The organism is Larkinella fluvii, assembly GCF_051857545.1.
Lineage (GTDB): Bacteria > Bacteroidota > Bacteroidia > Cytophagales > Spirosomataceae > Larkinella.
Genome location: NZ_JBPZHB010000005.1, coordinates 287,565 through 311,021, shown reverse-complemented (window position 1 = coordinate 311,021; position 23,457 = coordinate 287,565). Strand labels below are relative to the sequence as shown.

Sequence of the window (23,457 nt, the reverse complement as noted above, 5' to 3'; positions counted from 1 at the left end):
ATCGGCGATCATTAGAAGCTTAGGTTTATCCCGGTATTGATGGTTCGAACCAGTGGGTAAGGCTCGGTATTGGTATCTCCGGTGGCGGTGTTTTCCGGGTCAATGCCCGGATACATGTTTTTCCAGGTAAAGAGGTTATTCGCGTTCACATAAATGCGACATGAACTGATCCCCAGCTTCTTGACGAGTATGTCGCTAAGTCGGTAGCCTATTTCGGCGTTTTTTATCCGCAGATAGCTGGCATCTGCCAGCCAGTAGGAGGATCCCTCATTATTGGGACTGCTATTCACCGAAAAACGGGGAAACCGGATGGGCAAACCGGCATCATACCGTTCCTGGGTCCAGCTTTCGTTCAGGTAGCTCGGTGACCCTTCGGGCGGGGCGGAACCGTAACCCGTACCGCGCTGGAAGCGGGTGTAATAATGCGACACGTTACCGACGCCCTGAAACAGGATGGAGAAATCGAACCCTTTGTAATTGAGTCCTATCGACGCCCCGAACGTTTTTTCCGGCAAATTGGAGAAGCCGATCGGAACCGCATCAAAGTTGTTGATGATACCATCCCCGTTGTAGTCTTTGTATCGGATGTCGCCCGGTTGAATTCGGTTATTCGAGTAAGAATATACCGGTCGACCGGGGGCATCGATCTCTTCACGGGTATTGAAAAGACCTTCGGCAATCAGTCCGAAGTTTTGCCCTAACCGTTGACCCGTACGGTTTTGGTAGGCATATTGATTGGGTACCTCATCCCTGAAAAGGATCTTGTTGCGGGCGAAACTAAAATTACCCGAAATGCGGTAACCAAAATTTCCAACCCGATCCATATACGTTATATCGGCCTCATACCCTCTGTTCTGCATTTTACCCAGGTTGCTGGCGGGTTGCGACAGGCCTACGATGGACGAAATGGTTTGGGGCGTTGCCAGAATGTCACTGCGTTTTTCGCTGAATACGTCGCCCGTGAATTTGATTTTATCTTTCCACAGCGACAGCTCCAGGCCCAGATTCTGCTTGACAGCCCGCTCCCAGGTGACGTTCGGATTGCCGGTGGCCCCTTCCCGGATGCCCGGAAAGCCACTGAATGTTGACCCCACATTTCCGAAATAATACATATTGGCCACCGATGAGTAGCTGGTTTCCCGGTACAGGAAACGGGTTCCGCCAATGTTGTCGTTACCCACTTCGCCATAAGAGCCCCTGACCTTGAGGAAGGTTACGAATCCCGACTTCGGAAAAAACGATTCCTGAGACGCAACCCAACCCAGCGAATAGGCGGGAAAAAGGCCGAAACGCTTCCCGGGAGCGAAATTTTCTGTCCCATTATATCCTACGTTTATTTCGGCCAGGTAACGGCCGTTATAATCGTACGTCGCCCGGCCGACATAGCTCTGGTAGCCTTTCGGAACCAGAAAAGCCAGTGATGGATCAAAGGTTTTTTGCTGATTATACAGGACTAAGCCCGTTAGGTTGTGGACCCCAAAACTTCGTTTGTAATCAATACCCGCTTCGGCCGTAATGCGTCGGTTGAAGGTTCCTGTCTGGCTGAAACCAAACTGCGCTTCGGTTGTCGACGGCACATAATTAATAGAACCGTCGGGAAGCTTTACCGCTAAATACGTGATCAGCGTTTTGGTGTTGACGATCTGCTGGTCATTGTAGGTTTGCAGGGCCACGTTTCCGTGAACAGACAGTCCTTTGACCCAGGAGTCGAGGTCGTAATCCATCCTAAAATTACCATTCAGGTAATTTCGGTAAGACCGTTTGAGCCCACCGGCCTGGTTTGGATACAATAGACTGACGTAGGGGTTGTTTTGTGCACCCGTAAGAATATTGACCACTTTCCCATCCACCACACCGGGCGTACTCAATGGGCTGGCCCGGGCAATATCGCCAACGACCCGCTCGGTACTGCTGCCATTGTTACCGCTCCTCACCTCCGTCTGCGACGACAGGTCGAGCGTCATCCGTAAACGGCTGGTTACGTCGAAATTAAAATTAGACCGAAGGTTATACCGTTGAAAAAGCGACTGGGGCGAAAACGCGTCGACCACCTCTTTGGTGTCTTTAAACAGCCCCTCCTGACTAAAATACCCCGCCGAAACGAAATACCGTACCTTGTTCTGCCCCCCACTGATGTTGACATTATGCTGGGATTGTTTGGACACTTTCCTGAACATCTCGTCGAACCAGTCCACATTTGGGTGGAAAACCGGATCCTGTCCATTCCGGTAGAGTTCGATATCCTGGTCTGTGTATCTTGGCACATAAACGGTACCGGTTACATAGGAATCGGCTTTGAGGGCATCATTAAAATGGGTAGCATAGTCGCCACTGTTCATCATCTGCCGCAGGTCGGTAAATGAGTTAAAACCCTGATTGAAGGTGTAGCTCACTTTGGGTGGCCCAACCTTTCCCCGCTTGGTCGTAATAATGAGGACACCGTTGGCACCCCGGATGCCGTAAACCGCCGTCGACGAAGCATCTTTCAGGATTGTCACCGATTCGATTTCGTTGGGATCGATGTTGTTGTAATTATCGACCTGTATACCGTCGACCAGGGTGAGCGGGTCGGTGCTTCCCGAAAACGTACCAACCCCTCTGATTCTAAGTTTCGATGCATCATTTCCCGGTTCGCCACCGGATTGGGTGGCAAACAGGCCCGGCATGCGGCCCACGAGCGAGTTGCTGATATTGGCTACCGGCGATTGGACCAGTTCTTTCGTTCCAATGCTTGAAATGGCACCCGTGGCATTGATTTTTTTCTGGGTGCCAAAGCCCACCACCACCACCTCATTCAGTTCATTCAGGTCATTTTTCAACACCACGTTGATCTGCGTGCGGTTTCCGACCGTAACTTCCTGTTTTTCAAACCCGACGAAGCTGAAGACTAAAACGGCATTTTGATTGGGTACGGAAAGCGAATACGAACCACTGGCATCGGTCGTTGTCCCCCGTGTCGCCCCTTTGAGTACAATGCTGGCTCCGGGAATGGGTTCCCCTTTTTCACTGTCGGTTACGCGCCCCTTTATGACTATATCAGCCGGTTTTTCAGCGGACGTGGCTTTCAGATCGGCTCTCAAGGCCAGTAAATCCAGGGTCGGCGCTCTGTCAGTCTCTTGTTCGATTGACGGGTTGCCTGATGTTTTTAATAATTCAGATTCTGCCGGTATGATTCTGGCAGCTTTCCGGGGTAATATGGTATAGCCGCCCCCTTTGAGTTTACGGAAACGCAGATTTGCGGGCGTCAATACACGATCGAGGACGTGTTCTAGTTTATCGTTTTCATTGATATCCCCCGTAAAGGTCTTGTTTTCCAGTAATTCTTTCTGGTATACAAAACTGGTTCGATGAGTTATCTCAAGTTTTTTAAGCAGTGCGATGATACTCGTGCTATTCTCCTGCACCTGTATCCCTTCAGTGGCCCTCTGAACAGAGGCAAAGGTCTGTTGGGCAACGCTCTCCTGAGTCACGCACAAACAGGATAACCACAGGGTTGTAAAAAAGAGTATACGTCTTTTCATAAGTTAAAAAAGGTCGTTGGTTGGTTTGCCGTAGTTGCTAGTCAAACAGACGGTATGGCCGTTTTTCCCGTCTTTTTTATCATTATTTTCTGTTAATTTTTAAATCTTTTTATCAGGAGTGAAAACCATCGTAGTGCAGGGGTGATAGCAGGTAGCAGGCTCTTACAGGCGCAAAAAAATACCCCTGCGCGGATGATCCATCCGCGCAGGGGTACCAGCAAACCACCTCGTCTTTAACCCTGATTTGAGCTATTCAAACACATAGGCATCACCGGTTTTTTTGACGTTGGCGTCCAGAATAATGGCCAGGTTGTCAATGCAGTCGTCAGCCACATCCGTACGAAGCTTTCCGGTCAGGGTCTTTTCGGCCAGTTTTCCATCAGCCAGTCTGATCGTTACACCGAAGGTGTCTTCCAGACTGGTAATGATTTCCGGGAGGCTTTTTCCATCCAGAATAAGGTATGATTTCTTCCAGGCGTCATAAAGCTCAGGCTGCACCCGTTTCAGTTGAATCTGTTGGTTTTTGGGAGAAACAATAGCCATATCGCCAGGCTTCATCACCAGCGACGACTGGTTTTCCGTGCTTAACTGCACTTTTCCCTCGTGTAGAACCACATTCGTCTGCTCCCGTCTGGTATTTACATTAAATTCCGTACCCAGCACTTCGACCTGGGCTTCGGGGGTATGAACGATAAATTTTGAACCCTTTCGTTTCGCAATGTCAAAATAGGCTTCACCGCTCAACCACACTTCCCGGATCGCCCGATCGCCCAGGTTGTCGGCAACTTTCAGCGACGAGTTGGCATTGAGCGTCACGATTGACCCATCGGCCAGTTTTATTTCCTGAATCTTCCCGTAAGCCGTCCGGTAGGTCAATCCGGTCGTTGAATCATACGCCCACCAGCCCAAACCCAGCGACAGGATCAGCACAATGGCCGCAGCCGCAGCCCAATACGGTTGCTGATACCAGGCAGTAGTCCGAACCGGGGAGTCCGGACGAAATTCCGCACGGCGGTCTGGATGGCGCGCCGGGTTTTCGATATCATTCCAGATTCGTTGCTTTAACTGGGCGAGGTCTGCCGGAGAAGGGTCGGTTTCGCTAAACTGAATGGTTTTGATGTACTCGGTAGCAAGCTGAATATCGGGTACTTTATGGGGATGATCGGCCATAAAGGTTTGCCAAAACCGGTTCGACTCGTCGGTGGGGGTCAATACCCAGCGAATGAAGGTAGGGTCTTTGCAAAAATCTTCTACGGTAAAAGCGGGATTCGGCATCGTGCAGGTGTAATCATGGTCGTACTCGTAAAACAGGCCACAATGTATTTTTTCCCGGCGTTATCCCAATAAAATCTTTGTAAAGTAAATCAGAACGCCTATCATCAGGCTCCACAACGCACCACCCTGATTAAACGATGTACGCACATAAGTTCGCAGTGTCGTCAGGGCAACATTAACGGTATTGTAAACGCTTTTTATGGTAATATCCATGACTTCGGCCGCTTGCTGGTACGTCAGGCCTTTCATGTAGACCAGGTATAAAATTTCTTTCTGGCGTTTGGGTAATTTATTCAATTGCGCAATGACCAACAGTTTTTGCTGCTCGATCAATTGTTCTTCAACCAGCGTCTGCTCATACGGCTGAATCAGAAATTCGGCCTGATTAAACAGGTAATCGTCGGAGTCCAGCTTGTTCAATCGGCTGACGGTATCTAAAAGCCGACGCCGTAAGGCCCGGTACAGGTAGAACCGGATGTTGTCGGTTGGGCCGAGCCGATGGCGTTTCTCGTGTAAATGAAGGAATAGTTCGTGCAAACCGTCTTCCACCAGTTGCCGGTTTCGGATCAGGTTGTACCCATACCGGTACAGATCGGCCGAAAACAACTCATAGAGTTGGGAGAAAGCAGCCTGGCTTCCGTTCCGAAAGTCATTCCAGAGCAGCGTGTGTTCGGCAGGAGTGAGTGGAGAATTCATGCAGATGATTATGGCTGAGTCAACTCTTTTTCGATCTCTTCCAGTGATTTTCCTTTCGTTTCCGGAATCCGCCCCCAGATAAACAGAAAGTAGGCAAAACACAAAATGGCGTGAAAACCAAACGTTAGCGGCAATCCCCAGTACTGTTTCATGACCGGAAAAGAGGCCGTGGTGAAGAAGTTGGTAATCCAAAGCGCCAGTGTTGCCAGCGCCAGGGCATTACCCCGAATGCGGTTCGGAAAGATTTCCGAGAGACAAACCCAGGTAACGGGGCCTAAGGTTGCCGAATAAATGGCGATGAAGGCCAGCACGAAAACCAGTACCCAGGCACCCGGTACTTGCCAGTAAAAAGCCGCCGACAAGGCGAGCGCGTCTAAACATAGTAAAATAGAACCGTATTGCAGCAATTTCTTCCGCCCGATTTTATCAATCGTACCGATGGCGATGAACGTAAAAATGAAGTTGATCACACCGATGATGATCGATTGCAAAAAGGCCGAATCCTGGGCCATACCCGCCTGTCTGAAGAGCTCCGGAGCGTAAGAAAACAGGGAGTTCTGCCCCACGGCCTGCGAGAAAATCGCTACCACGATGCCAATAAAGACGATGGGCCACAGGTCTTTCCGAAACAGATCGCCGACCGATTCGCGGGTTTCCTGCGAGAAACTGGCCTTAATCTGCGACGCTTCGGCAATGGCGTACGTTTGGCCACCAATGCGGGTTAAAACCGCTTCAGCTTCATCGATACGGTGTTTCCGGATGAGCCACCGCGGACTTTCAGCGACAAAAAACAAGCCCAGGAAGAACAACAGCGAAGGCCCCGACTGGGAGGAGAACATCCACCGCCAGTTGTTTACGCCGGTATTCAGGAGCAGGTAATTGGACAGATAAGCCAGCAGAATGCCAACCACAATCGAGAGCTGGTAAAAGGACACCATGCGCCCCCGCATGGGAGCGGGCGAAATCTCGGCTACATACATCGGACACACCAAAGCCGCAGCGCCCACAGCGATCCCGCTCAGCATTCTAAACGTGATAAACCAGGGGAAGCTACCGGCCCAGCCCGTAGCCGCACCCGTCAGGGCGAACAGCACCGCGCACCCCATCAGCAGCTTTTTTCGGCCTAGCGTATCGCTCAGTCGGCCCCCAATCAAGGCGCCCATGGCCGCCCCCAGATTGATGCAGCCTACTGCCCAGCCCGTCTCAAATTCATCCAGTTGAAAATAGCTGGTAAAAAAAGGGACGGTGCCGGAGATGATCACCAAATCGAAACCAAACAAAACGCCACCCAAGGCCGCAATCGCACTGATGAGATAGACGTAACGGCGGTTGACCGCTGCATCGACCCCGCTAACTTCGGGCCGGGCGTGAATACTAACTGCCATGATCGGATCGGTAAAGGTTTAGAAAGGAAGGTTATCTGCGCTACAATGACCGTCGGGTTATTTCAGCGATACGTCAGCTTCTTTACGCAGGAAACCGGCACCCTCTTCAACCAGGCCCGTTGCATCCCAGGTTAGCAGGGCTTCGTCGGGAACCACAGAGATGGGGGTGATGCTCGCCGACGAAGACGACGATTCGTTGTAGCCAATGTTGGACTGGCGGTTGTAACACGAAATCATCGACCAGCGGGGCTTGTCCGATAAATTGGCTTCGGAGCGGTGGAGCAGGTTGCTGTGGAAAAACAGCACGTCACCCGCTTTCAGCTCCACAAAAACCCGATCCATCGTTTTCAGCGCCAGATCGACGTAGCGTTGGGAGGCACCTACCTGCTCGCCCGCGAAACCGTGCTCGACGCGTCCCATTTTGTGCGATCCTTTGATCACCTGCAAACAGCCATTTTCCTGATTCGCATCGGTGATAGCCACCATCACCGACATCATCTGATCGGGCAACAGAAATTCGTTTTTATACCAGTAGCCGTAATCCTGATGCCACTCCCACGCACCGCCCACGCGGGGTTCTTTTTGCATGAGTTTTGAATGAAAATGGCAAACCGGAGAATTCCGATTGTCCAGCAACGAATCAACGGAATCGACGAGCTGTTTGCTCCGGGTGAGCAACCCATACACATCATCGCCGGGTTTGTACCAGAGCGACAGTTTACTGCGTTTGCCCGCGCTATCGTTGATATTGATGGCATGCTTGCTGATCGCACGATCCTCAATGGCTACGTGGTAGAGTTTTGCCACTTCGTCGGCGTTCAAAAAATCGGTAACAATCAGGTAACCAGCCTGATTATACTGCCGAATCTGATCCGGGGTTAAGGCTTTGTTTGTCATGGTGATCGATGAATAGTTTTTCTCAGTTTGTACTAATCTCAAAAAGTTCTCCGGAATACGGTCCGGTCAGACTGACGGTAAAGCCTGTCGTTTGGAGGGCCTGCCCCGTTAAAGACGAAACCACGTTCCCGTCCATGGATTTGATCAGATAACGTCTGGCAGGATCAAGATACCGGACGGTCACCTGCCGACTCTGCTCCGTTGCGCCGTGCCGGAACACACCAATCATGCCGCCCGATTTTGTCTCTGTATTGATTCGCTGGAAACCATCCCACATACCGTCCATGGGTTCACCAAAACCGGGAAGATCCTGGCGGTAGCTCATAATCTGGTACTTGTTTTCCATCATTTGCAGCCAGTCTGCGTAGTTTCTGTATTTCTTCAGGTCAGCCGGGGCCAGTTTTCGGGGATCGCCCAGCATGATGGGCAAGGCACCGGCCAATGATTTGATGTGCATTTCCCAACCCGCATCCTGCATTTCGGGGTTGCCGATGACCAGTGCCGTGGCGGGTATGGCAGGAGAACGCCACCAGGCCATATTCCGGACCCGCAGATCCACATTGGCATCAGGTGGACCGTAGAAATTCGACAGCCAGTCGCCTTCGGCATGTTTCAGCATGGCGTAGTCAATCAATTGCAAACCGCCCATCGTTTCAAACGTACAGTCGATAAACAGCCCGGGCTTCGCAGCATGCAATTCGTCAAACAGTTTCCAGACCTCCTCATAATTGGCGGATAACGATTCGTGGTGGTCTTTATGCCCTTTGTGGTGGTTGGCATAACAGCCCGTTACCTTGTTTCCGAACCGGTATGTACTGGTTACGACCGTAAAATCCAGTTTCAAGTATTCCAGGCCGTACTCCAACGCCAGCTTTAGCAAGACGTCCCTGATGTAGCCCCGCCATTCGGTACCAAAGCAGGCGGTGCGCATTTTCAGGTCATCTTCGTGCAGATTGGCCGGTTGCTGTTTTTCGTCCAGAACAAACCAGTCCGGGTGCGCTTTGTAGACTTTACTATCCGGGGAAGCACTGCCCACGCTAACCCAGAGGCCCGGCTTCATGCCCAGTGATTTGATGTAATCGAATAAGGGTTTCAGGCCATTTGGAAATTTCTTTCTGTCGATAACCCAGTCGCCATAATTGTCGGCCCAGCCATCATCGATGATAAACTCTTTCATTCCGGCATCTGCTGCCGCTTTGGCCAGTTCCATGACCAGCTTCTCATTGATTTCCCTGCGAAAGGGAACCCAGGTATTGTAGACGAAGGTGGGTTTCTTTTCCAATTCGGAAAGACGTATGCCCATGTGTTTCCGTACAAAATCCGGAACCGCCGTATTCAGTATTTCGTCCGGATCTTTGTGGTTGTTATACACCATCGTGAATACCTGCGGAGTCGCATATGACTCGCCTGCTGCCAGGTATTTCCGAAAGGGGAAGCGCGCGTTTCGGTGTGTCAGTCCGCTGAGAATGGCCGGTTCGTCCCAGAAAACCGAGGTATGTTTAACGACCCCAGCAGCCTCGTTGCCAACCACGATTCCCTGTTCCCAGTCACTGTTGTGAACCGTTATCAAGGCATCCTGGAAATTACCGTCGTAGGGGCCGATTGAGCGTCTTCGGCCATAATCGTGGCAAATCCAGCTAAACGTAGTGGCGTTGTAATTGGTTACCACCAACTTTTCGACATCGACCGATTCCAGTCGAACCGGCTCCTTGGTGAGGTTTTTAATCGCCAGGCTTTTACGGATAACGGGCAGGTTGGGATAGAGTAAAAAGTTTACCGTGAGCTCCACTTTTCCATCGCTGCTTTGCAGTGTCACAGCCGCTCCGTCGCCCTGTTTGGTGTCGGTAATTGGCTGAACCGTCACCAGTTTCCAGTCGCCGGTACCCGAATAAACGGTCTCGTTGATTTCGAATTGAAAGTCGGGGTTCGTTTTCTGTAAGTATTTGAACCCGCCCGCAACCGGTTTGTACACCGTCGTTAGAAAGTGGCCGTCGGGATCAGGTAGTTTGATGGTGCGCTGAACGATTCCGTTGTTGAGGGCAAGTTCCGAACGGGTCCATTTGGCAAAGGGCGGGCTTTGCGCGTGTACAATCGTGATGGCCACCGAAACCGCGAGCATGATGCCCGACCTCAGACAATCTCGTAATCGATGGAGAAGAAGTTGCTTCATAAAAGGACATTCAAAACCAGCAGCAGCGAGTAAACCGGTGGTGTTTAATTGTATTTATCATTACCAAAATTCGGTTTTTCCAAGAAGACGCAGATGAAGTATTTTAGCATAAACATGGATTATTCTATCTTTGAATCGTTTTATCGATTAAGCATTATTGAATGAGCCCATTAACCCGTAAAAGCCGTGGATTCGCCGGAGAGCGAATCATTGAGATTCCGAAGGAAACCATCGAAAAATGTTTGTCGATGCCGCTGATTAGCAGTCTCTACATTACCCGGATGGGTTTTTACCCGAAAGCCCTGCATCACTATTATCAGCGCCCGGCTGGTATTTCACAGGTGATTCTGCTGTACTGTACCGACGGACAGGGGTGGCTTCAACTGGGAACCAATCGAATCATCATACAGGCGGGGGAAGTTTTCGCCATTTCGCCCGGAAAACCGCATACCTATGGAGCAGACGCTGATAATCCCTGGACAATTTACTGGTTTCACTTTAGTGGTACGCATTGTCACGACGTGGTGCGCGCGATGATGGAAGAGCGCGACAATGGCCCAAAGGCCGTCCGTGTTCCTTATTCCGACGATCGCATTGCCTTATTCGACCAGATGTTCGATACGTTTTTGAAGGGCTATAGTACCACGAACCTGCTATTTGCGAACCTGACCCTTCCATTTTTTTTAGCCTCCTTTATTTTGCCGGAAAACTTTCAGAAAGAAATCCTTGTCAGCAGCACCGCCACTCCGACAAACCGGGCTATACTCTACATGCAGAATAACCTGTCGACCGCTGTCACACTGGATAATATTGCTCAATTCGTCAACCTGTCAACTTCATTTTTCTCCCGCAAATTCAGACAGGATACCGGTTATTCGCCCATTGAGTATTTTAATCACCTCCGCATCCAGAAGGCTTGTCAGCTACTTCATTTCAGCGATTTACGCATCAACGAAGTAGCCTCTCAACTGGGCATCGACGATCCGTTCTACTTTTCGAGGCTCTTCAAAAAGCAGATGGGGATTTCGCCGGCCGAGTACCGGAAAAGTGAAGGGATTCAACGAAAGGGGTAGTTGCACCGGATTAACCCGAATTCCTGTCTAATTCAATACCCTGTATGTTTGTTTAACCGTCTTTCAGGCGGGTGATAAAACCGCTAAGGGTTATAGATGATTGCATTCGCAATAAGTTGGGTATACATCGGGTTGCCGAAATCACTGGTCGCGTGGCCCGGCTGACTGTAGAAAAGCCATCCTTTCCCGACGGGCATACACCAGGCCGAACGATCCTGCATCCATACTTTTCCGGAGGCATCCGTAAATTTAAAGCCCAGCAAACGGGTTCGGGGACTAAGAAGCTGGTGGTTCAGAAAGCCCTCCGTTTTTGACAGAACAAAGCCTGGAAACAGCCTCTCTTTTTGCCCTCCTTCCTGCGTGTATGCAATCGTGGCGGGATAGGTAATCTTGTGCGTTGTAATGAAGTGCTGAGGAGCCAGATTGACGACCGCCATATCCACATCGCCCACGTATTGGTAGCCGCCTTCCGATGCGTCTTTTTTGGGCAGATCAATACCCAAAAACGAAAACCACCACTTGTTTTTTCGTTTTGCCGAGCTAATGGAGTGATGCAGGCAAAGTAACTTACCTCCATTCCGGGCGTAGTTGACAAACGCCTTTTCGGGTATCGAGTCCAGATCTTTGTGGATGTAGACAATAACCGCCCGAAAGTTGGCCAGGGTTGCGGGCAGGTCGGCCTGTGTCACAATTTTAGAAGTCAGGCTTTCCTGTCGTTGAATCCCGCTGGCCAGCACCTCCATGGCCGGAATTTCGTCGGCAACAATCAATACGTCCTGAGCGCACGCTTGCCCAACTCGAATCAGCAGACAAAGGAAGGATGTGAGTAGCATTTTCATGGATTAATGTGGTTTTAAGGTTTCGAATCACCTAACTGAACAGTAATCGGTTGGGTATCAGAAGCAAGAACCGCCCGTTGAATCACTTCCCGGTTCCCTTTGCTGACAATGATCTCATACTCGCCCTTGAAACCCCGAACTACGAACCGTCCATCTTTCCCGGTTTTGCCATGGGCATTCGTTGTCCAGACGTTGGATACGAGGTTGGTAAATACCTTTCCGTGAGCGCGTAATTTCCAGTTTTTATCCCACAAAGCACCCGCCGGTATCCAGTGCGCTTTTTCCCAAAAGCCCCACTGCATGAAGCCGATGGTGGACGGGTGACTAAAAATTGCCGTCATAAAATCGCCCATATACCGTGCTTTAAAATCGTCGTCATCACTGGTAATGTCGAATTCACTGATTTGTATAGGCAGGCCAAATCCGGCAAAATGATCCAGCCGTTTCAGGACCAGGTCGATACCGGGTGGCGTTCCGCCGATATGCCCCTGTTCACCGATTCCATCAAGGGGGGCGTTTTGCTCCTGAAGGAATTTTACATAGTTGTAAAAACTGTCGCTGCCAGCGCCATCCGCATGAAACATGGTGTATTCGTTCAGGAATAGTTTTACGTCCGGGGCGTTTTTTCGGGCTGCTTTAAACCAGTTGATCATCACAGCTTTACCGCCCAATGAATCCATGATCGCGTGGTGGGCGTAGGGCTCGTTGACCACATCCCATTCCGTAAACTGGCCGTTCATTACGGTTGTTTGGTTCGCAATCTGATTCAGGATAAATGCGCCCAAAGCCGCCGTATCATGCCTGAATCTGACGAGATGGGGGGAGTGCTGCCAGGATGGCCAAACCATGACGTGACCACGTACCGGAATACCGTGCGCGCGAAACCAACTGGCTGCTTTTTTCGTCTGGTTGTGGTTTGCTCTTTCCCAATTCTTCGACTTCATTTCGTTCTCGAAAACTACCTTGTTGAAATACCGCAGCAGCGTATCACGGTAGATTTTTGCATCGGGATTTAGCGTGTCCAACACCAGGGCCGAATTCGTCGCGGTGCCCCAGCCGAATGCAATTTTCTTCAGCCGAACTGCAACAGCCGCATCGGTTATGGGCTTGCCGCTACCGTCGAGCACGGTGACCATCAGGTCGCCCTTGCGGTATTTTTCAATCCGTTCGGCGGCTGCTTTACGCCAGGGCGCATCGGGCGCGTCGCCGTCATAATGAACGATACTCCGTGGCAGATCGGCTACGCTGGCCGACTGTTTGTAGTTGACCAGAGAGAAATTGCCCAGCTCAAATTGCTGCGGAAAACGGCCACATTGAATAACCAGTGACAACTCGCCCTTCGCCACGTCATGGGCAGCCACAAACGGTATTTGGGTCAATTGCCACCATGAGCCGAACGACATGCCCCGCTCCAGCAAAGGGGGCCACGAATACTTGCCTTCAATGATCCGGTCCAGCGAAATTTCAATAAAAGACTCCCCCGTTTCCTTTTTACTTTGAAGTGAGCGGCTATAAAAAGACAACAGCAGCACATCGCCTTTATGAACCACAGAATCAAGGGTATAGCGCAGCGTAAACCGATCACTGCCCGTCTGATCCCGGGTAACGATCCGATAGGCTTTTGTAAACGGCTGGCCGTCTACTTCTATGGGCGTAAGCGTTGAGACGGACGAATTTTTTGCACTGGTTTTGAAAGGAATCAACTCAGTGGGCAGCAATGAAGTCTGAGCGTTTGCCAAAGCGACGTTTGCCAATAGCAATAGGCTGATATACCGGTAGTTGAGCATGCTGCGTCTATCTGAAAAGTTGAGCCGATCTGTACTTATTGTTCAAACGCACCCCGATCCCGTCCGGTATTTTTGGGTCGGGCTTTACCCCGGATATCGTTGGGCAGGGAAACCTCAGTACTACCAGAATTGACGGCACGGCTCCGTTTCGCCAGTCGGAAATTGCCTTTTGTCGGGTCGGGCTGAATATCGATAAAGCCAGGGTCGGCAACGATGTCATTGACGCCGACAAAGACGGTTTGAGCAGCCGGATACAGGTTGTAGTCCCACCGGATACTGGTGTTGCGGTTGTTGGAAGTTACAGCTCCGCCCGGCCGGGGCACAATGATGTTATTCAGGATCACCACATCTTCTGACCGATTGGGAAACAGTTCCTGATACCCCACAATGCCGCCATTCCAGTAGGTGGTGTTATTGATGATATCGACATGCTTTGTGCGGAAGGTGTGAATCCCCGAACCGCCATTGAACGCAGTGACATTATTCGCAATCAACGCCCGCCCTTTCCATTCGGGCGGTCGGCCGCTGCCGCGCTTTACCGTTTGAGGAGTTGCCGTTGCCGACGTTGAAGCTGGTTTCAGCACTGCATCGGCGTTGGGGTTCGTAGCGCCGGGTCCTTCCTGATCGGTTACGTCCAGCAGAATGCCGTTCCCGTCGCTCAGTTTCCCGATTTTTTCCCAGGGAACCAGCGTTTTATTGTTCCAGACAAAATTGCGCTGAATTACGATGTGGTAGCCGGGCGCGTCATCGTAGGCCCAGTTGTTCAGCGTTGTGATGCCCGAGCCGCCGTAGCGCATGAACCAGGCATTTTCGAAAACCTTGCAATCCTCGACCGTGAAATAATCGATTTCGATGCCAACGACGCCCCCACCGGGACATTTCCCAACGACGCAATGGCGAATAATCAGGTGGTGTGGTTTTTCGTCCGGTTTCCTGCCCCGGCCATTGAAGAAAATCCCGTTTGTATTGTAGTAGGGGTCAGGTGTCGCTTTTCTGCTGTCTTCCTGGGCTTTCAGCAACACGATGGAATCGTTGTGACCGATGATGTGCAGTCCGTCGATGATGGTGTAGGAGCCGGAAATCTGAATGCCTGCCCAACCGACCGGTCGAATTTCGGGACGATGTCCCGGACGGGCTTTCCACGTAATCCAGGCGTCTGAAGTCCCGGAGCGGGTGATGTTCAGGACGGCACTTCCGTTCGACTGCCCAGCGTTGGTATAGGTTCCGTTGCCGATCAGGACGACATCACCGGGCTGCACCAGATCGGCGGCTTTTTGCAGATTCCGGAAAGCGGTTTCAGGGGTTTTACCATCGTTCGCATCGTTTCCTATACCCGAAACATGCCAGGTTGCGGCAGAAACGAGCGCATTTGTTGCGAGCAGCAGAAGAAAGAGAACCGTTGTTTTCATGAATGTCATTTTTGCTTAAGCCCGTTGGGGAGGGTGTTGCTGTACATGGGGCTTAACCCGGCAAATCTGTTTAAATAAAGAAGAACTAGCATGGACGGTTAAGGATTGAGCTGGCTCACACCTCTGTGCGGTTTTTTGATAAACAGAAGCTGATCTGTTTTTCCCGGTTTTTACTCTATTAAATCTACGTGAAGTACCCGTAAGCTGCGCTCTTCCGTTAAAGCCAAAGTCACTTAACACCCTAAATTGTAAGCTGTTGTCAAAGTAATTCAGATCATGCTAACGGACGTAGATCATTGTATAGGTTCCTACTTTTCGACAACCGCATTTCAAACCGGGGCAGTCGGCCAGCCTGGGATTGGCCACGAAGCAAAGCGCATCAAAGACATGGGGGAGCTGGTATCTACGAACCTTAGGACCCTGTCGGCCAGCAGAAATTTGAGGAGTCAATTTTTGGCTAGCGCTCAGATTTTTTGTACCGTGGCATATATCCGGGAGAATGAAGGGGTGATTTTGTTTGGGCAACGCATTCGCCAATAAAGAATGGCGCAGGGCTTGGGCAGGAAAGGACGAAAAAAGTGAGGTAGTTACTAGTCTAGAAAACGGAGGTTTTATTTACTGGACGAATTCGTATTTTAATAAATAATTTATACTAATTGGCAACTGATAGTTAGTTACCGGGGTCTTAATAAAAATTGATGAGCGATGAGACATCCTTTCGGTACCGTAGCACTTTTATTGCTCCTACTTTGGTTACCCAGTGGCTGCAAAAAAGACAATGGATTTGATGCAGAAGGACCTATTAGCCAATATTTATTTGGTAGATGGGAACTCGAACGGGTCGTGTCGCCATCTGGCACAAAAGTAGGCTCTCAAATTGGGTATTCAGAGGTCGTGGAAATCGGAAACGATGGATCAGATAACTATGATAAACTATTTCGAAATGATTCTCTCCTTTTTACTGATACGTGGTTACGATCTCCTGCACCAGTAGCTCGTTCAAAAAACATGACAATTACGGTCTTTTACTTTTATAATCGAAAGCGATTTTTTAAGCTTTCAGGAAAGGGCGAAAATCGAACGATGGAAGCTTCGGCCTATCTTCCAGTAGTCGATACGAAGCCGGATACCGTAAAGTATTTTTATAGACTGACTCGCTAGTTCACTCATTAATTTGGCTTTTTGTCTTAGCTGAAAAATCAGGTCTTCGACTGCTACCTGCCAACCATTCGTTTGGTCATCATAATTGAAGACCGGCAACCGAAGAAAGAAGTTAATGTTGGAATTATTGGAGTCTATAAAACGTGTGATTGTTAGATGTTGACTTTTGCGGGTACCGCTTTGGGATTTTCCGACAACAGTACCAGATTCATATTTCTATCGTAACCGTACAGTCCACTATTAATCTTAGCGATCTTCTCTTTCAGAATTGCGGATCGTTCCTCTTTGGTCAGCTTCAACTTTTTCGTTTTCATTTCGGACGTTTTGTTTACAGTAGATTGTAGAAAATATTTTTCTAAATTAACTTTCTATTTATCCTAACTCTCATAGCTATGACACTCCTACTTAAGTCTTTCACCCTTACCAGCATCCTATCCTTTATTTATTTAACGGCTACAGCTCAGCACTGTAGCAATCTGCTTGTCCGAAATGAAAACAAAAAGGATGGTATTCTCAGCTTTCGAACTATGCCGCAAAATCAGTCGTTTGAAGCCATAAAATCCATTTATCACAGCAATACGAGATACTTACTTAGATTGGAGGTGTTAGGCAAATCAAAGCTTCCTGACACCTTTTCATTAACTCTCAAATTTGAAAATGGAGCCAAAATTGAAAGGAACCAGACAGAATTAGCAGGAAGTGTAACTAATTCCAGCGTTCAAAATGATCCCCAAAAAGTTTATCATATAGCTATAAGTTTGTCACAAAATGATTTAGAACTCCTAACCGCTCACCGCATGACGGACTATAAACTTCATCGGTTCGCTGTTTCCTTGAAACCGGAAAATCAAGACATCCTTCAAGAATCAATAAAATGTTTGGTAGATGCTAAATGACATTTGATCAGGTTTATAAAGTTGTCATTATAATAAGTTTATGAGTCCAGTAAACGTGGGATTAAAAAAATGACTTTAGCTAACTTCTGATATCTCAATAGTGAATATAAACCTGGTCAATCATTCAAAGTACGGAAAACGGTAGTTGATTGACCGGGATTAATTGACTCGTTTCAATTGAATCGGGAAGAATGAATATCAGGATACCCGGCCAATGTGACCGGGCATCCTAAAACTATTAAGTACCCCTTACCACTTCACTTCGCTGGCAATGCGCCGTTCATCAACGCGGCCATAGTGTTTTACGTGGTCCGTTGTCGTATGGCCCAGCATAGCAGCCACAGCCTCCTTACTGACCAGCAGTTCATTTAACATCATGTCCGTAAATGTCTTTCGGCCTATTTTAACCGTCGCGAGTGGACTGAAAATAAAGGCCGAATTGGGTTATCCATACGCTGAGGCTTTCCTGGCAAATGGCCAACAGATCCTTTTATCGAAACCCAAACGCAAGAGGGCGAAAACGAAGAGCTTAAACCCGAAAACCCAACGTGAGAAGCTGTATTGCCGCCACGCCAATCTTTACCAATCAATTGATCGAATCCGTCGGGGTGATCACTATTTTACCGTCGATGACAGTGGTCATCGACTCCATACGGTGCTAACCAACCTCAAAAGTGATTTACGGCATGCGCTGGCCTACCAGGGGCAGTCGCTCGTCAGTATCGACCTGAGTTCCTCCCAGATTTATTTATCCGTTCGCCTGATTGAACCATCCTTTTACGAAGTAAAGCATACGGATGGCCGAATCGCTCTGCGAGACTTAGCCCCCAATGTACAGTCGTTAGTGGAGCCGTTAATCAAGGACATTCGGTATTTACTGGCAGCCAATACTGCTTCTTTAAGTCCTGCTATCGTCCAGCCTCAGGCTGGACGCAGAATGTTGAACACCGAAAATATGACCCAGCGCGATTTGGACTTCATAGCTGAACTGGACAGACTTTGGCGAGCTCCAATAGAATCAATCACCAATTCCACAGCCACAGGGGCCTCTCTCCCTATGTACGAGTCTGGTAACGAGATAGTTGAATCAGTGGGGGTCAACCGTGGGAATAATGATTGGCAATTGTTGATTGAGCAGGTAAAACAGGGAACCGTCTACGAGTATTTGCTTCAGGAAGCCGTCAAGGCGACGGGCAAAACCAAGCTAACCCGGGAACTGATGAAAAAAACGGTATTCACCGTTTTCTTCTCAGAGAATGAGACCACCAGCCGCTTGATGCAAAAACGAAAGGAAATCTTTCGGGACTTGTTTCCGAGTGTGATGCGGCTGTTTGAACTCATCAAGTCGCATCAGCACCGAACGCTGTCGTTGTTGCTCCAGAACCTCGAATCTGAAATCTTCCTCAATCGCATCGCCCGTCGTATTGCCCAGGAACGACCCGATCTGCCAATTTTTACCATTCACGATTCGATCGTCACCACGGTGGAAAATGAAGCCTTTGTAGAAACGATTATGCGTGAGGAACTCGAAAAAGCAATTGGTATCCGTCCTTTTCTCAAACGGGAGTACTGGCAAGAGGAGGTGTTGGAAAACGCTATTGATTTCTTTGTAATTCCGTAATCACTTGCTTAGTCTGGTTACAAAAATAGAAATAAACTCTTCATAAGAATGCCAGTAAAAAGCCGGTTTCAGGCGGGATAGATTTTCAGAAGTAGTTGAGTTGACCGTCTAGTTCTTAACCGCGACAAATCGGGCTGCAACGTTAGGCTGCTGGGTGGCCAGGGTCAATTCCTGGGTGGTGGTCTCGATGCCATTGGAAATGGTTACCTGATAAACGCCGTCGGGCAGGGCACTGACATCCAGACTTAGCCGGGCGGCTTCCTGGCGTTTGCCAACTTGCTGAACGAAGAACTCTTTCCCCGCACTATTGGTCAACCGTACTTCAACCGTACCACCGGTTTGTTTCTTGATGGCAATCTGAACTTTGCCTTCGTTATTGGTGTACATGCTGCTTTTGAATGTGGCTGCATTCTTGGGCTTTCCAATGGGTTTATGGCTTTCAGCTATCGAGGCAGAAAAGGTAATGACAGTCAGGGTAAAAGCAACGAGCAAGGATTTGATGAGCGTTTTCATGGCGTATGACGTTTGGTTTTTGTGTCCGTTTGAATGAATCAAAGGTCGGCATCATCGCTTGAAAGGGCTGTCACAAATGAGTCGATACCTGTTACTTTTGAGAAAGGGCAGGAGGGAGGCTGGGCAACTATTGCAACTCCATCGTTTGACTGATGCGCATTACCAACACTCGTATGAAACGGTGATGGTTTTGGAATTAGCCATGGTACTTCATGAAAAAAGGAGGTAAACCCTCAAAAATGTGCCTAATGTAAACTGAGGACAACAGTTTGCAAACCCAGTGAACGGCCATCGGCTTCGCTTTTCCGACTTTTGTTGAGCGATTCCAGTATAAAATATAACCCTTTTTTATGTATTGACTGCTCAGGCTTTCTTTTCGGCGAGTCGTAGCTCTCCCCGTTTCGGCAATCAGTTTCCAGGCTTGTCCAGGGTGAGTCTCTGCCGACTGGTCTGTTGCTGATGGGCGTTGTGCCACCACGACGGGCTATTACCTCCGTAAGTATATCGATGAAGCGTTTCTGAAGAACCCAACCAACGGCTACAACAACTGGATTCTGCTGTGGCTCGGCGAAGTGTTGCTGAACTACGCCGAAGCACAGAACGAAGCGGTTGGCCCCGACGCAAGCGTATATGATGCGGTCAATACGTTGCGGGCCAGAGTGAAAATGCCAGCTCTGCCAGCCGGTTTGTCGAAAGCGGATATGCGGGAGCGGATTCGGCGGGAACGGGTGGTCGAGTTGGCGTTTGAAGAGCACCGCTTTTTCGACCTCCGGCGCTGGAAACTGGCTGAGCAGGTAATTGGCGCGCCGATCTACGGCACACGCATCAGTCAGGATGGCAAAACGTTCACCCGCTTCAAAGTGGAAGACCGGGTATTCAGAGCCAAGGATTACCTGATTCCCATTCAGCAGGATGAGCTGATCAAGAACACAAAACTGCAGCAGAATCCGGGCTGGTAGGCCAGGCTCTGGCCTGCTACCGGGAGCCTAGCGGCACTTAAGTTATCACATAAATTTAGTTGACTATGTTTTCGGGTAGAATGAAGCGTCTACGTAAGATTAACCTAAAATCTGTTCCTCACGTAATAGCCCTTGTACTGCTGCTGAGTGCTTATCAGCGTACGGGTCCTTCCGAACCCTTTCTGAACCGATACTTCGGCCAGTTGAACGATGACGACAAGCACGACCCTAAAAACGGCGTGGCCAGCCTGAACGTAGCGCCGGGACTGGAGGCTACGCTCTTTGCCGCCGAGCCCATGCTCACCAACCCCACCAATATTGACGTCGATGCGCGGGGGCGGGTCTGGGTTTGTGAAGCCTACAATTACCGTCCGGCCATCACGGGGAACGCCACCCGTAAGGAGGGCGACCGCATCGTGATTCTGGAAGATACCGATAAGGACGGCAAGGCCGACGTATCGAAGACGTTTTACCAGGATCCCAGCATCGAATCTCCCCTGGGCATCTGGGTTCAGGGGAATCAGGTGATCGTTTCGGATAGTCCTAACGTCTGGGTTTTGACAGACGACAACGGTGACGACAAGGCCGACCGCAAGGAACTGCTCTTTACCGGTATCGGCGGGGAGCAGCACGACCACGGGATGCACACCTTTGTGTTCGGGCCGGATGGTAAATGGTACTTCAATTTTGGCAACGAAGGCGGGCAGTTGAACGATAAGACCGGCAAACCGGTAATCGACGTGGCCACCGGCAAGGTGATCAACAAACAAAACTTCAGGCAGGGCATCGTTTTTCGCTGCGATCCGGGCGGCACTAACGTGGAAGTGCTGGGCCAGAACTTCCGCAATAACTACGAAGTAGCGGTGGACTCGTACGGTACGTTGTGGCAGAGCGACAACGACGACGATGGGAACCGGGGCGTACGCATCAACTATGTGATGGAGTACGGCAACTATGGGTACACCGACGAGATGACCGGCGCAGGCTGGCAAGCCAACCGCACCAACCTCGAAACCGAGATCCCCAAACGCCATTGGCATCTGAACGATCCCGGCGTGGTGCCAAACGTATTGCAAACCGGTGCGGGGTCGCCTACGGGCCTTGTTGTCTACGAAGGCCAGCTACTGCCTGAGGTATTCCGCAATCAGGTCATCCACTGCGATGCCGGGCTAAACGTGGTGCGATCCTATCCGGTCCAGAACGACGGCGCAGGCTATAAAGCCAGTATTGTGAACATACTGGAAGGCGTGCGTGACCAGTGGTTCCGGCCGGCCGATGTCTGCGTCGCACCGGACGGCTCGCTTATAGTCGCCGACTGGTATGACCCCGCTGTGGGCGGTCATCAGGTTGGCGATTTAAACAAGGGCCGCATGTACCGGGTTGCCCCGCCTAAAACGCCCTATTCCGCCCCAATCGTGGAGGTGGCCTCGGTTGGAGGTGCCCTGGCGGCCCTGCAAAGCCCGAATATGGACGTTCGGTTCGCGGGATGGCAGGCACTGCATTCCCTTGGCACCAAAGCAGAAAAGCCGCTGGCAAAATTTTATAAGCAAAGTACGGATTCGCGCCAGAAAGCCCGCGCCCTTTGGCTGTTGAGTAAACTGCCGGACGGTAAAGGGCAACGTTATGTTACAGAAGCGCTGACTGATAACGACCCAAACCTGCGCATTACGGCGCTGCGGGCCGCACGGCAGATGGGCGCTGCGGCAACGTTGTCGGCGGTGAAGCAGCTCCTCAACGACCGGAACAGCGGGTTGAACGATGCCCAGGTACGTCGGGAATGTGCCATTGCGCTACGTCATGCTGCCTCGCCCGAAGCACCGGGGCTATGGGCACAGTTGGCCGCCCTGCACGATGGTGCTGACCGCTGGTATCTGGAAGCCCTCGGTATCGGAGCCGACGGCAACTGGGATGCGTATTTTCCGGCGTATCTGAAGCAGTTGAAAAACAGCCCACTGGCTACTGCCTGGGGGCGGGACATTGTCTGGCGGGCACGCACGGCCGCAGCCATACCGATGCTGGCTAACCTGGCGGGCGATGACACCCAACCGCTCAGCAGCCGACTGCGCTACTTCCGGGCGTTTGATTTTAACCCCGGCAGGGAAGAGAAATCGCAGGCGTTGCTGAACCTGATAACCAGCCATAACAACGACGCGGTGACCAGGCTGGCCCTGAACCATCTCGACCCAGCCTTTGTGAAAAGCAGCCCAACGGCTTCATCGGCCTTGACGAAACTGATGGAGCAAACCTACGGGACGGCCGAATACCTCGAACTGGTCGCCCGCTACGAGCCAACCACTGAGCATGTCCGGCTGCGCCAGTTGGCCCTGGCGAAACCGTACGAAAGTCTGGGTCAGCAGGCTGCCAGGCAATTACTAGCCCTGAATGGTGCTGATTTACTTTGGCAGACTATCAACGGCCCCGATGTTGACGCGGCAAAAGCTGCGCTGACGTCGATACGGACGATTGGCAGCAAAACCTCGCTGGAGATGCTCAGCGGTGTGGCGCTGGACGAAAAGCGCCCGCTCCTGCTTCGGAAAGAGGCCACCCGTTTTCTTGGTGGTAGCGAAAAAGGGGAGGATTTAGTAATTTACCTGCTTAAATCGGGGCAGATTAAAGGCGACTACAAGGCCGTGGCTGTGCAGGGGGTAGCTGGGGCGTGGCGCAAAACCATTCGCACTGAAGCCGCCCGGTTTTTAGACGGAGGTACCACGACCTCGGCCGGAAAGATGCCCACCATGACCGACTTGCTGGCACTCAATGGAGAGGCTACTCGCGGTTTAACGGTGTATAAAAACAACTGCTCCATCTGCCACATGGTCGGCGAGACAGGCATGGACTTTGGCCCGAAGCTGACCGAAATCGGCTCAAAATTACCGAAAGAGGGCCTTTATCTGGCTATTTTATATCCCGACGCAGGCATCAGCTTCGGCTATGAGGGTTGGGAGGTAACATTCAAAGACGGCAGTACGACAACGGGTATAGTCTCAAGCAGAACCGAGACGGATTTGCAGATGAAGTTCCCCGGTGGCGTCGTGCAATCGTATAAAATGGCCGACGTGAAGACAATCAAGCAGTTGGATGGCTCGTTGATGCCCAACGGCCTGCACGAAACAATGCCTGCCCCTGAACTGGCCGATTTGGCGGCTTATTTAACAACGCTGACAAAAAACAAGTGATCGTACTGCCGTGGGCCACAACCGGAGCAAGATCAACAGTCGGCGTTTCGGTTGTGCCCTGCCGTCCGCGCTAATTTCT

Annotated in this window: 16 protein-coding genes and 1 pseudogene; 6 read left to right on the top strand and 11 right to left on the bottom strand. The window is 50.5% G+C overall.

The annotated features are described in order from the left end of the window. Positions 1-11: 11 nt before the first annotated feature. From ACS5NO_RS14730 to ACS5NO_RS14705, 6 genes are all read right to left on the bottom strand, one after another. Positions 12-3,521 carry a SusC/RagA family TonB-linked outer membrane protein gene (locus ACS5NO_RS14730; protein WP_439415861.1) on the bottom strand — a complete coding sequence of 1,170 codons (3,510 nt, stop codon included), beginning with the start codon at positions 3,519-3,521 and terminating at the stop codon, positions 12-14. Positions 3,522-3,770: 249 nt separating this feature from the next. After that, a complete protein-coding gene (locus ACS5NO_RS14725) occupies positions 3,771-4,796 on the bottom strand; it encodes a FecR family protein (protein ID WP_439415860.1) in 1,026 nt (341 codons plus the stop codon). 60 nt (positions 4,797-4,856) lie between these two features. Continuing rightward, positions 4,857-5,492 (bottom strand): RNA polymerase sigma factor, encoded by a 636-nt coding sequence (locus tag ACS5NO_RS14720; protein WP_439415859.1) that lies wholly within the window; start codon positions 5,490-5,492, stop codon positions 4,857-4,859. Positions 5,493-5,500: 8 nt separating this feature from the next. Continuing rightward, positions 5,501-6,877 carry a sugar porter family MFS transporter gene (locus tag ACS5NO_RS14715; RefSeq protein WP_439415858.1) on the bottom strand — a complete coding sequence of 459 codons (1,377 nt, stop codon included), beginning with the start codon at positions 6,875-6,877 and terminating at the stop codon, positions 5,501-5,503. Positions 6,878-6,934: 57 nt separating this feature from the next. Then, positions 6,935-7,774 carry a phytanoyl-CoA dioxygenase family protein gene (locus tag ACS5NO_RS14710; protein ID WP_439415857.1) on the bottom strand — a complete coding sequence of 280 codons (840 nt, stop codon included), beginning with the start codon at positions 7,772-7,774 and terminating at the stop codon, positions 6,935-6,937. A 22-nt stretch (positions 7,775-7,796) separates the two neighbouring features. Beyond that, positions 7,797-9,944, bottom strand: a complete 2,148-nt coding sequence (locus ACS5NO_RS14705) for a glycoside hydrolase family 36 protein (protein WP_439415856.1) — start codon at positions 9,942-9,944, stop codon at positions 7,797-7,799. 161 nt (positions 9,945-10,105) lie between these two features. On the opposite strand from ACS5NO_RS14705, the gene ACS5NO_RS14700 reads away from it, so the two are divergent. Further along, positions 10,106-11,017 carry an AraC family transcriptional regulator gene (locus tag ACS5NO_RS14700; protein ID WP_439415855.1) on the top strand — a complete coding sequence of 304 codons (912 nt, stop codon included), beginning with the start codon at positions 10,106-10,108 and terminating at the stop codon, positions 11,015-11,017. An 83-nt stretch (positions 11,018-11,100) separates the two neighbouring features. Here the strand turns inward: ACS5NO_RS14700 and ACS5NO_RS14695 are convergent, their stop codons facing one another. The 3 genes from ACS5NO_RS14695 to ACS5NO_RS14685 are packed head-to-tail and all read right to left on the bottom strand — an operon-like array spanning position 11,101 to position 15,052. Beyond that, positions 11,101-11,856: a ThuA domain-containing protein gene (locus tag ACS5NO_RS14695; protein ID WP_439415854.1), complete on the bottom strand. Its 756-nt coding sequence runs from the start codon at positions 11,854-11,856 to the stop codon at positions 11,101-11,103. Positions 11,857-11,870: 14 nt separating this feature from the next. Then, complete coding sequence (locus ACS5NO_RS14690) at positions 11,871-13,643, bottom strand: endo-1,4-beta-xylanase (protein ID WP_439415853.1); 1,773 nt, start codon at positions 13,641-13,643, stop codon at positions 11,871-11,873. Between the two features lie 35 nt (positions 13,644-13,678). Then, the gene (locus ACS5NO_RS14685) at positions 13,679-15,052 is read right to left on the bottom strand and encodes a right-handed parallel beta-helix repeat-containing protein (RefSeq protein ID WP_439415852.1); all 1,374 of its coding nucleotides are present in this window, start codon (positions 15,050-15,052) and stop codon (positions 13,679-13,681) included. 705 nt (positions 15,053-15,757) lie between these two features. Between ACS5NO_RS14685 and ACS5NO_RS14680 the strand changes: the two genes are divergently transcribed. Both ACS5NO_RS14680 and ACS5NO_RS14675 read left to right on the top strand, forming a co-directional pair. Beyond that, positions 15,758-16,213 carry a hypothetical protein gene (locus tag ACS5NO_RS14680; RefSeq protein ID WP_439415851.1) on the top strand — a complete coding sequence of 152 codons (456 nt, stop codon included), beginning with the start codon at positions 15,758-15,760 and terminating at the stop codon, positions 16,211-16,213. A 392-nt stretch (positions 16,214-16,605) separates the two neighbouring features. After that, positions 16,606-17,109 carry a hypothetical protein gene (locus ACS5NO_RS14675; protein ID WP_439415850.1) on the top strand — a complete coding sequence of 168 codons (504 nt, stop codon included), beginning with the start codon at positions 16,606-16,608 and terminating at the stop codon, positions 17,107-17,109. 249 nt (positions 17,110-17,358) lie between these two features. Here ACS5NO_RS14675 and ACS5NO_RS14670 read toward each other — a convergent pair whose 3' ends face one another. Next, entirely contained in the window at positions 17,359-17,487 is a 129-nt protein-coding gene (locus ACS5NO_RS14670) for a hypothetical protein (protein ID WP_439415849.1), read from the bottom strand. Here ACS5NO_RS14670 and ACS5NO_RS14665 point away from each other — a divergent pair. After that, positions 17,486-18,730 carry a hypothetical protein gene (locus tag ACS5NO_RS14665; protein WP_439415848.1) on the top strand — a complete coding sequence of 415 codons (1,245 nt, stop codon included), beginning with the start codon at positions 17,486-17,488 and terminating at the stop codon, positions 18,728-18,730. The two genes, ACS5NO_RS14670 and ACS5NO_RS14665, sit on opposite strands and share 2 nt — an antisense overlap. A 108-nt stretch (positions 18,731-18,838) precedes the next feature. Here the strand turns inward: ACS5NO_RS14665 and ACS5NO_RS14660 are convergent, their stop codons facing one another. Then, positions 18,839-19,243 carry a T9SS type A sorting domain-containing protein gene (locus ACS5NO_RS14660; protein WP_439415847.1) on the bottom strand — a complete coding sequence of 135 codons (405 nt, stop codon included), beginning with the start codon at positions 19,241-19,243 and terminating at the stop codon, positions 18,839-18,841. Positions 19,244-19,725: 482 nt separating this feature from the next. Here ACS5NO_RS14660 and ACS5NO_RS14655 point away from each other — a divergent pair. Both ACS5NO_RS14655 and ACS5NO_RS14650 read left to right on the top strand, forming a co-directional pair. Beyond that, a pseudogene (locus tag ACS5NO_RS14655) lies at positions 19,726-20,202 on the top strand (RagB/SusD family nutrient uptake outer membrane protein); the annotation flags it as partial. Between the two features lie 80 nt (positions 20,203-20,282). Beyond that, complete coding sequence (locus tag ACS5NO_RS14650) at positions 20,283-23,378, top strand: PVC-type heme-binding CxxCH protein (RefSeq protein ID WP_439415846.1); 3,096 nt, start codon at positions 20,283-20,285, stop codon at positions 23,376-23,378. The last annotated feature ends 79 nt before the right edge of the window (positions 23,379-23,457 follow it).

What these genes read in the sequence shown, in the direction of transcription:
- ACS5NO_RS14730 (WP_439415861.1), bottom strand. Translation starts at nt 3,521, where the DNA reads ATGAAAAGACGTATACTCTTTTTTACAACCCTGTGGTTATCCTGTTTG.
- ACS5NO_RS14725 (WP_439415860.1), bottom strand. Translation starts at nt 4,796, where the DNA reads ATGCCGAATCCCGCTTTTACCGTAGAAGATTTTTGCAAAGACCCTACC.
- ACS5NO_RS14720 (WP_439415859.1), bottom strand. Translation starts at nt 5,492, where the DNA reads ATGAATTCTCCACTCACTCCTGCCGAACACACGCTGCTCTGGAATGAC.
- ACS5NO_RS14715 (WP_439415858.1), bottom strand. Translation starts at nt 6,877, where the DNA reads ATGGCAGTTAGTATTCACGCCCGGCCCGAAGTTAGCGGGGTCGATGCA.
- ACS5NO_RS14710 (WP_439415857.1), bottom strand. Translation starts at nt 7,774, where the DNA reads ATGACAAACAAAGCCTTAACCCCGGATCAGATTCGGCAGTATAATCAG.
- ACS5NO_RS14705 (WP_439415856.1), bottom strand. Translation starts at nt 9,944, where the DNA reads ATGAAGCAACTTCTTCTCCATCGATTACGAGATTGTCTGAGGTCGGGC.
- ACS5NO_RS14700 (WP_439415855.1), top strand. Translation starts at nt 10,106, where the DNA reads ATGAGCCCATTAACCCGTAAAAGCCGTGGATTCGCCGGAGAGCGAATC.
- ACS5NO_RS14695 (WP_439415854.1), bottom strand. Translation starts at nt 11,856, where the DNA reads ATGAAAATGCTACTCACATCCTTCCTTTGTCTGCTGATTCGAGTTGGG.
- ACS5NO_RS14690 (WP_439415853.1), bottom strand. Translation starts at nt 13,643, where the DNA reads ATGCTCAACTACCGGTATATCAGCCTATTGCTATTGGCAAACGTCGCT.
- ACS5NO_RS14685 (WP_439415852.1), bottom strand. Translation starts at nt 15,052, where the DNA reads ATGAAAACAACGGTTCTCTTTCTTCTGCTGCTCGCAACAAATGCGCTC.
- ACS5NO_RS14680 (WP_439415851.1), top strand. Translation starts at nt 15,758, where the DNA reads ATGAGACATCCTTTCGGTACCGTAGCACTTTTATTGCTCCTACTTTGG.
- ACS5NO_RS14675 (WP_439415850.1), top strand. Translation starts at nt 16,606, where the DNA reads ATGACACTCCTACTTAAGTCTTTCACCCTTACCAGCATCCTATCCTTT.
- ACS5NO_RS14665 (WP_439415848.1), top strand. Translation starts at nt 17,486, where the DNA reads ATGTCCGTAAATGTCTTTCGGCCTATTTTAACCGTCGCGAGTGGACTG.
- ACS5NO_RS14670 (WP_439415849.1), bottom strand. Translation starts at nt 17,487, where the DNA reads ATGATGTTAAATGAACTGCTGGTCAGTAAGGAGGCTGTGGCTGCTATG.
- ACS5NO_RS14660 (WP_439415847.1), bottom strand. Translation starts at nt 19,243, where the DNA reads ATGAAAACGCTCATCAAATCCTTGCTCGTTGCTTTTACCCTGACTGTC.
- ACS5NO_RS14650 (WP_439415846.1), top strand. Translation starts at nt 20,283, where the DNA reads ATGAAGCGTCTACGTAAGATTAACCTAAAATCTGTTCCTCACGTAATA.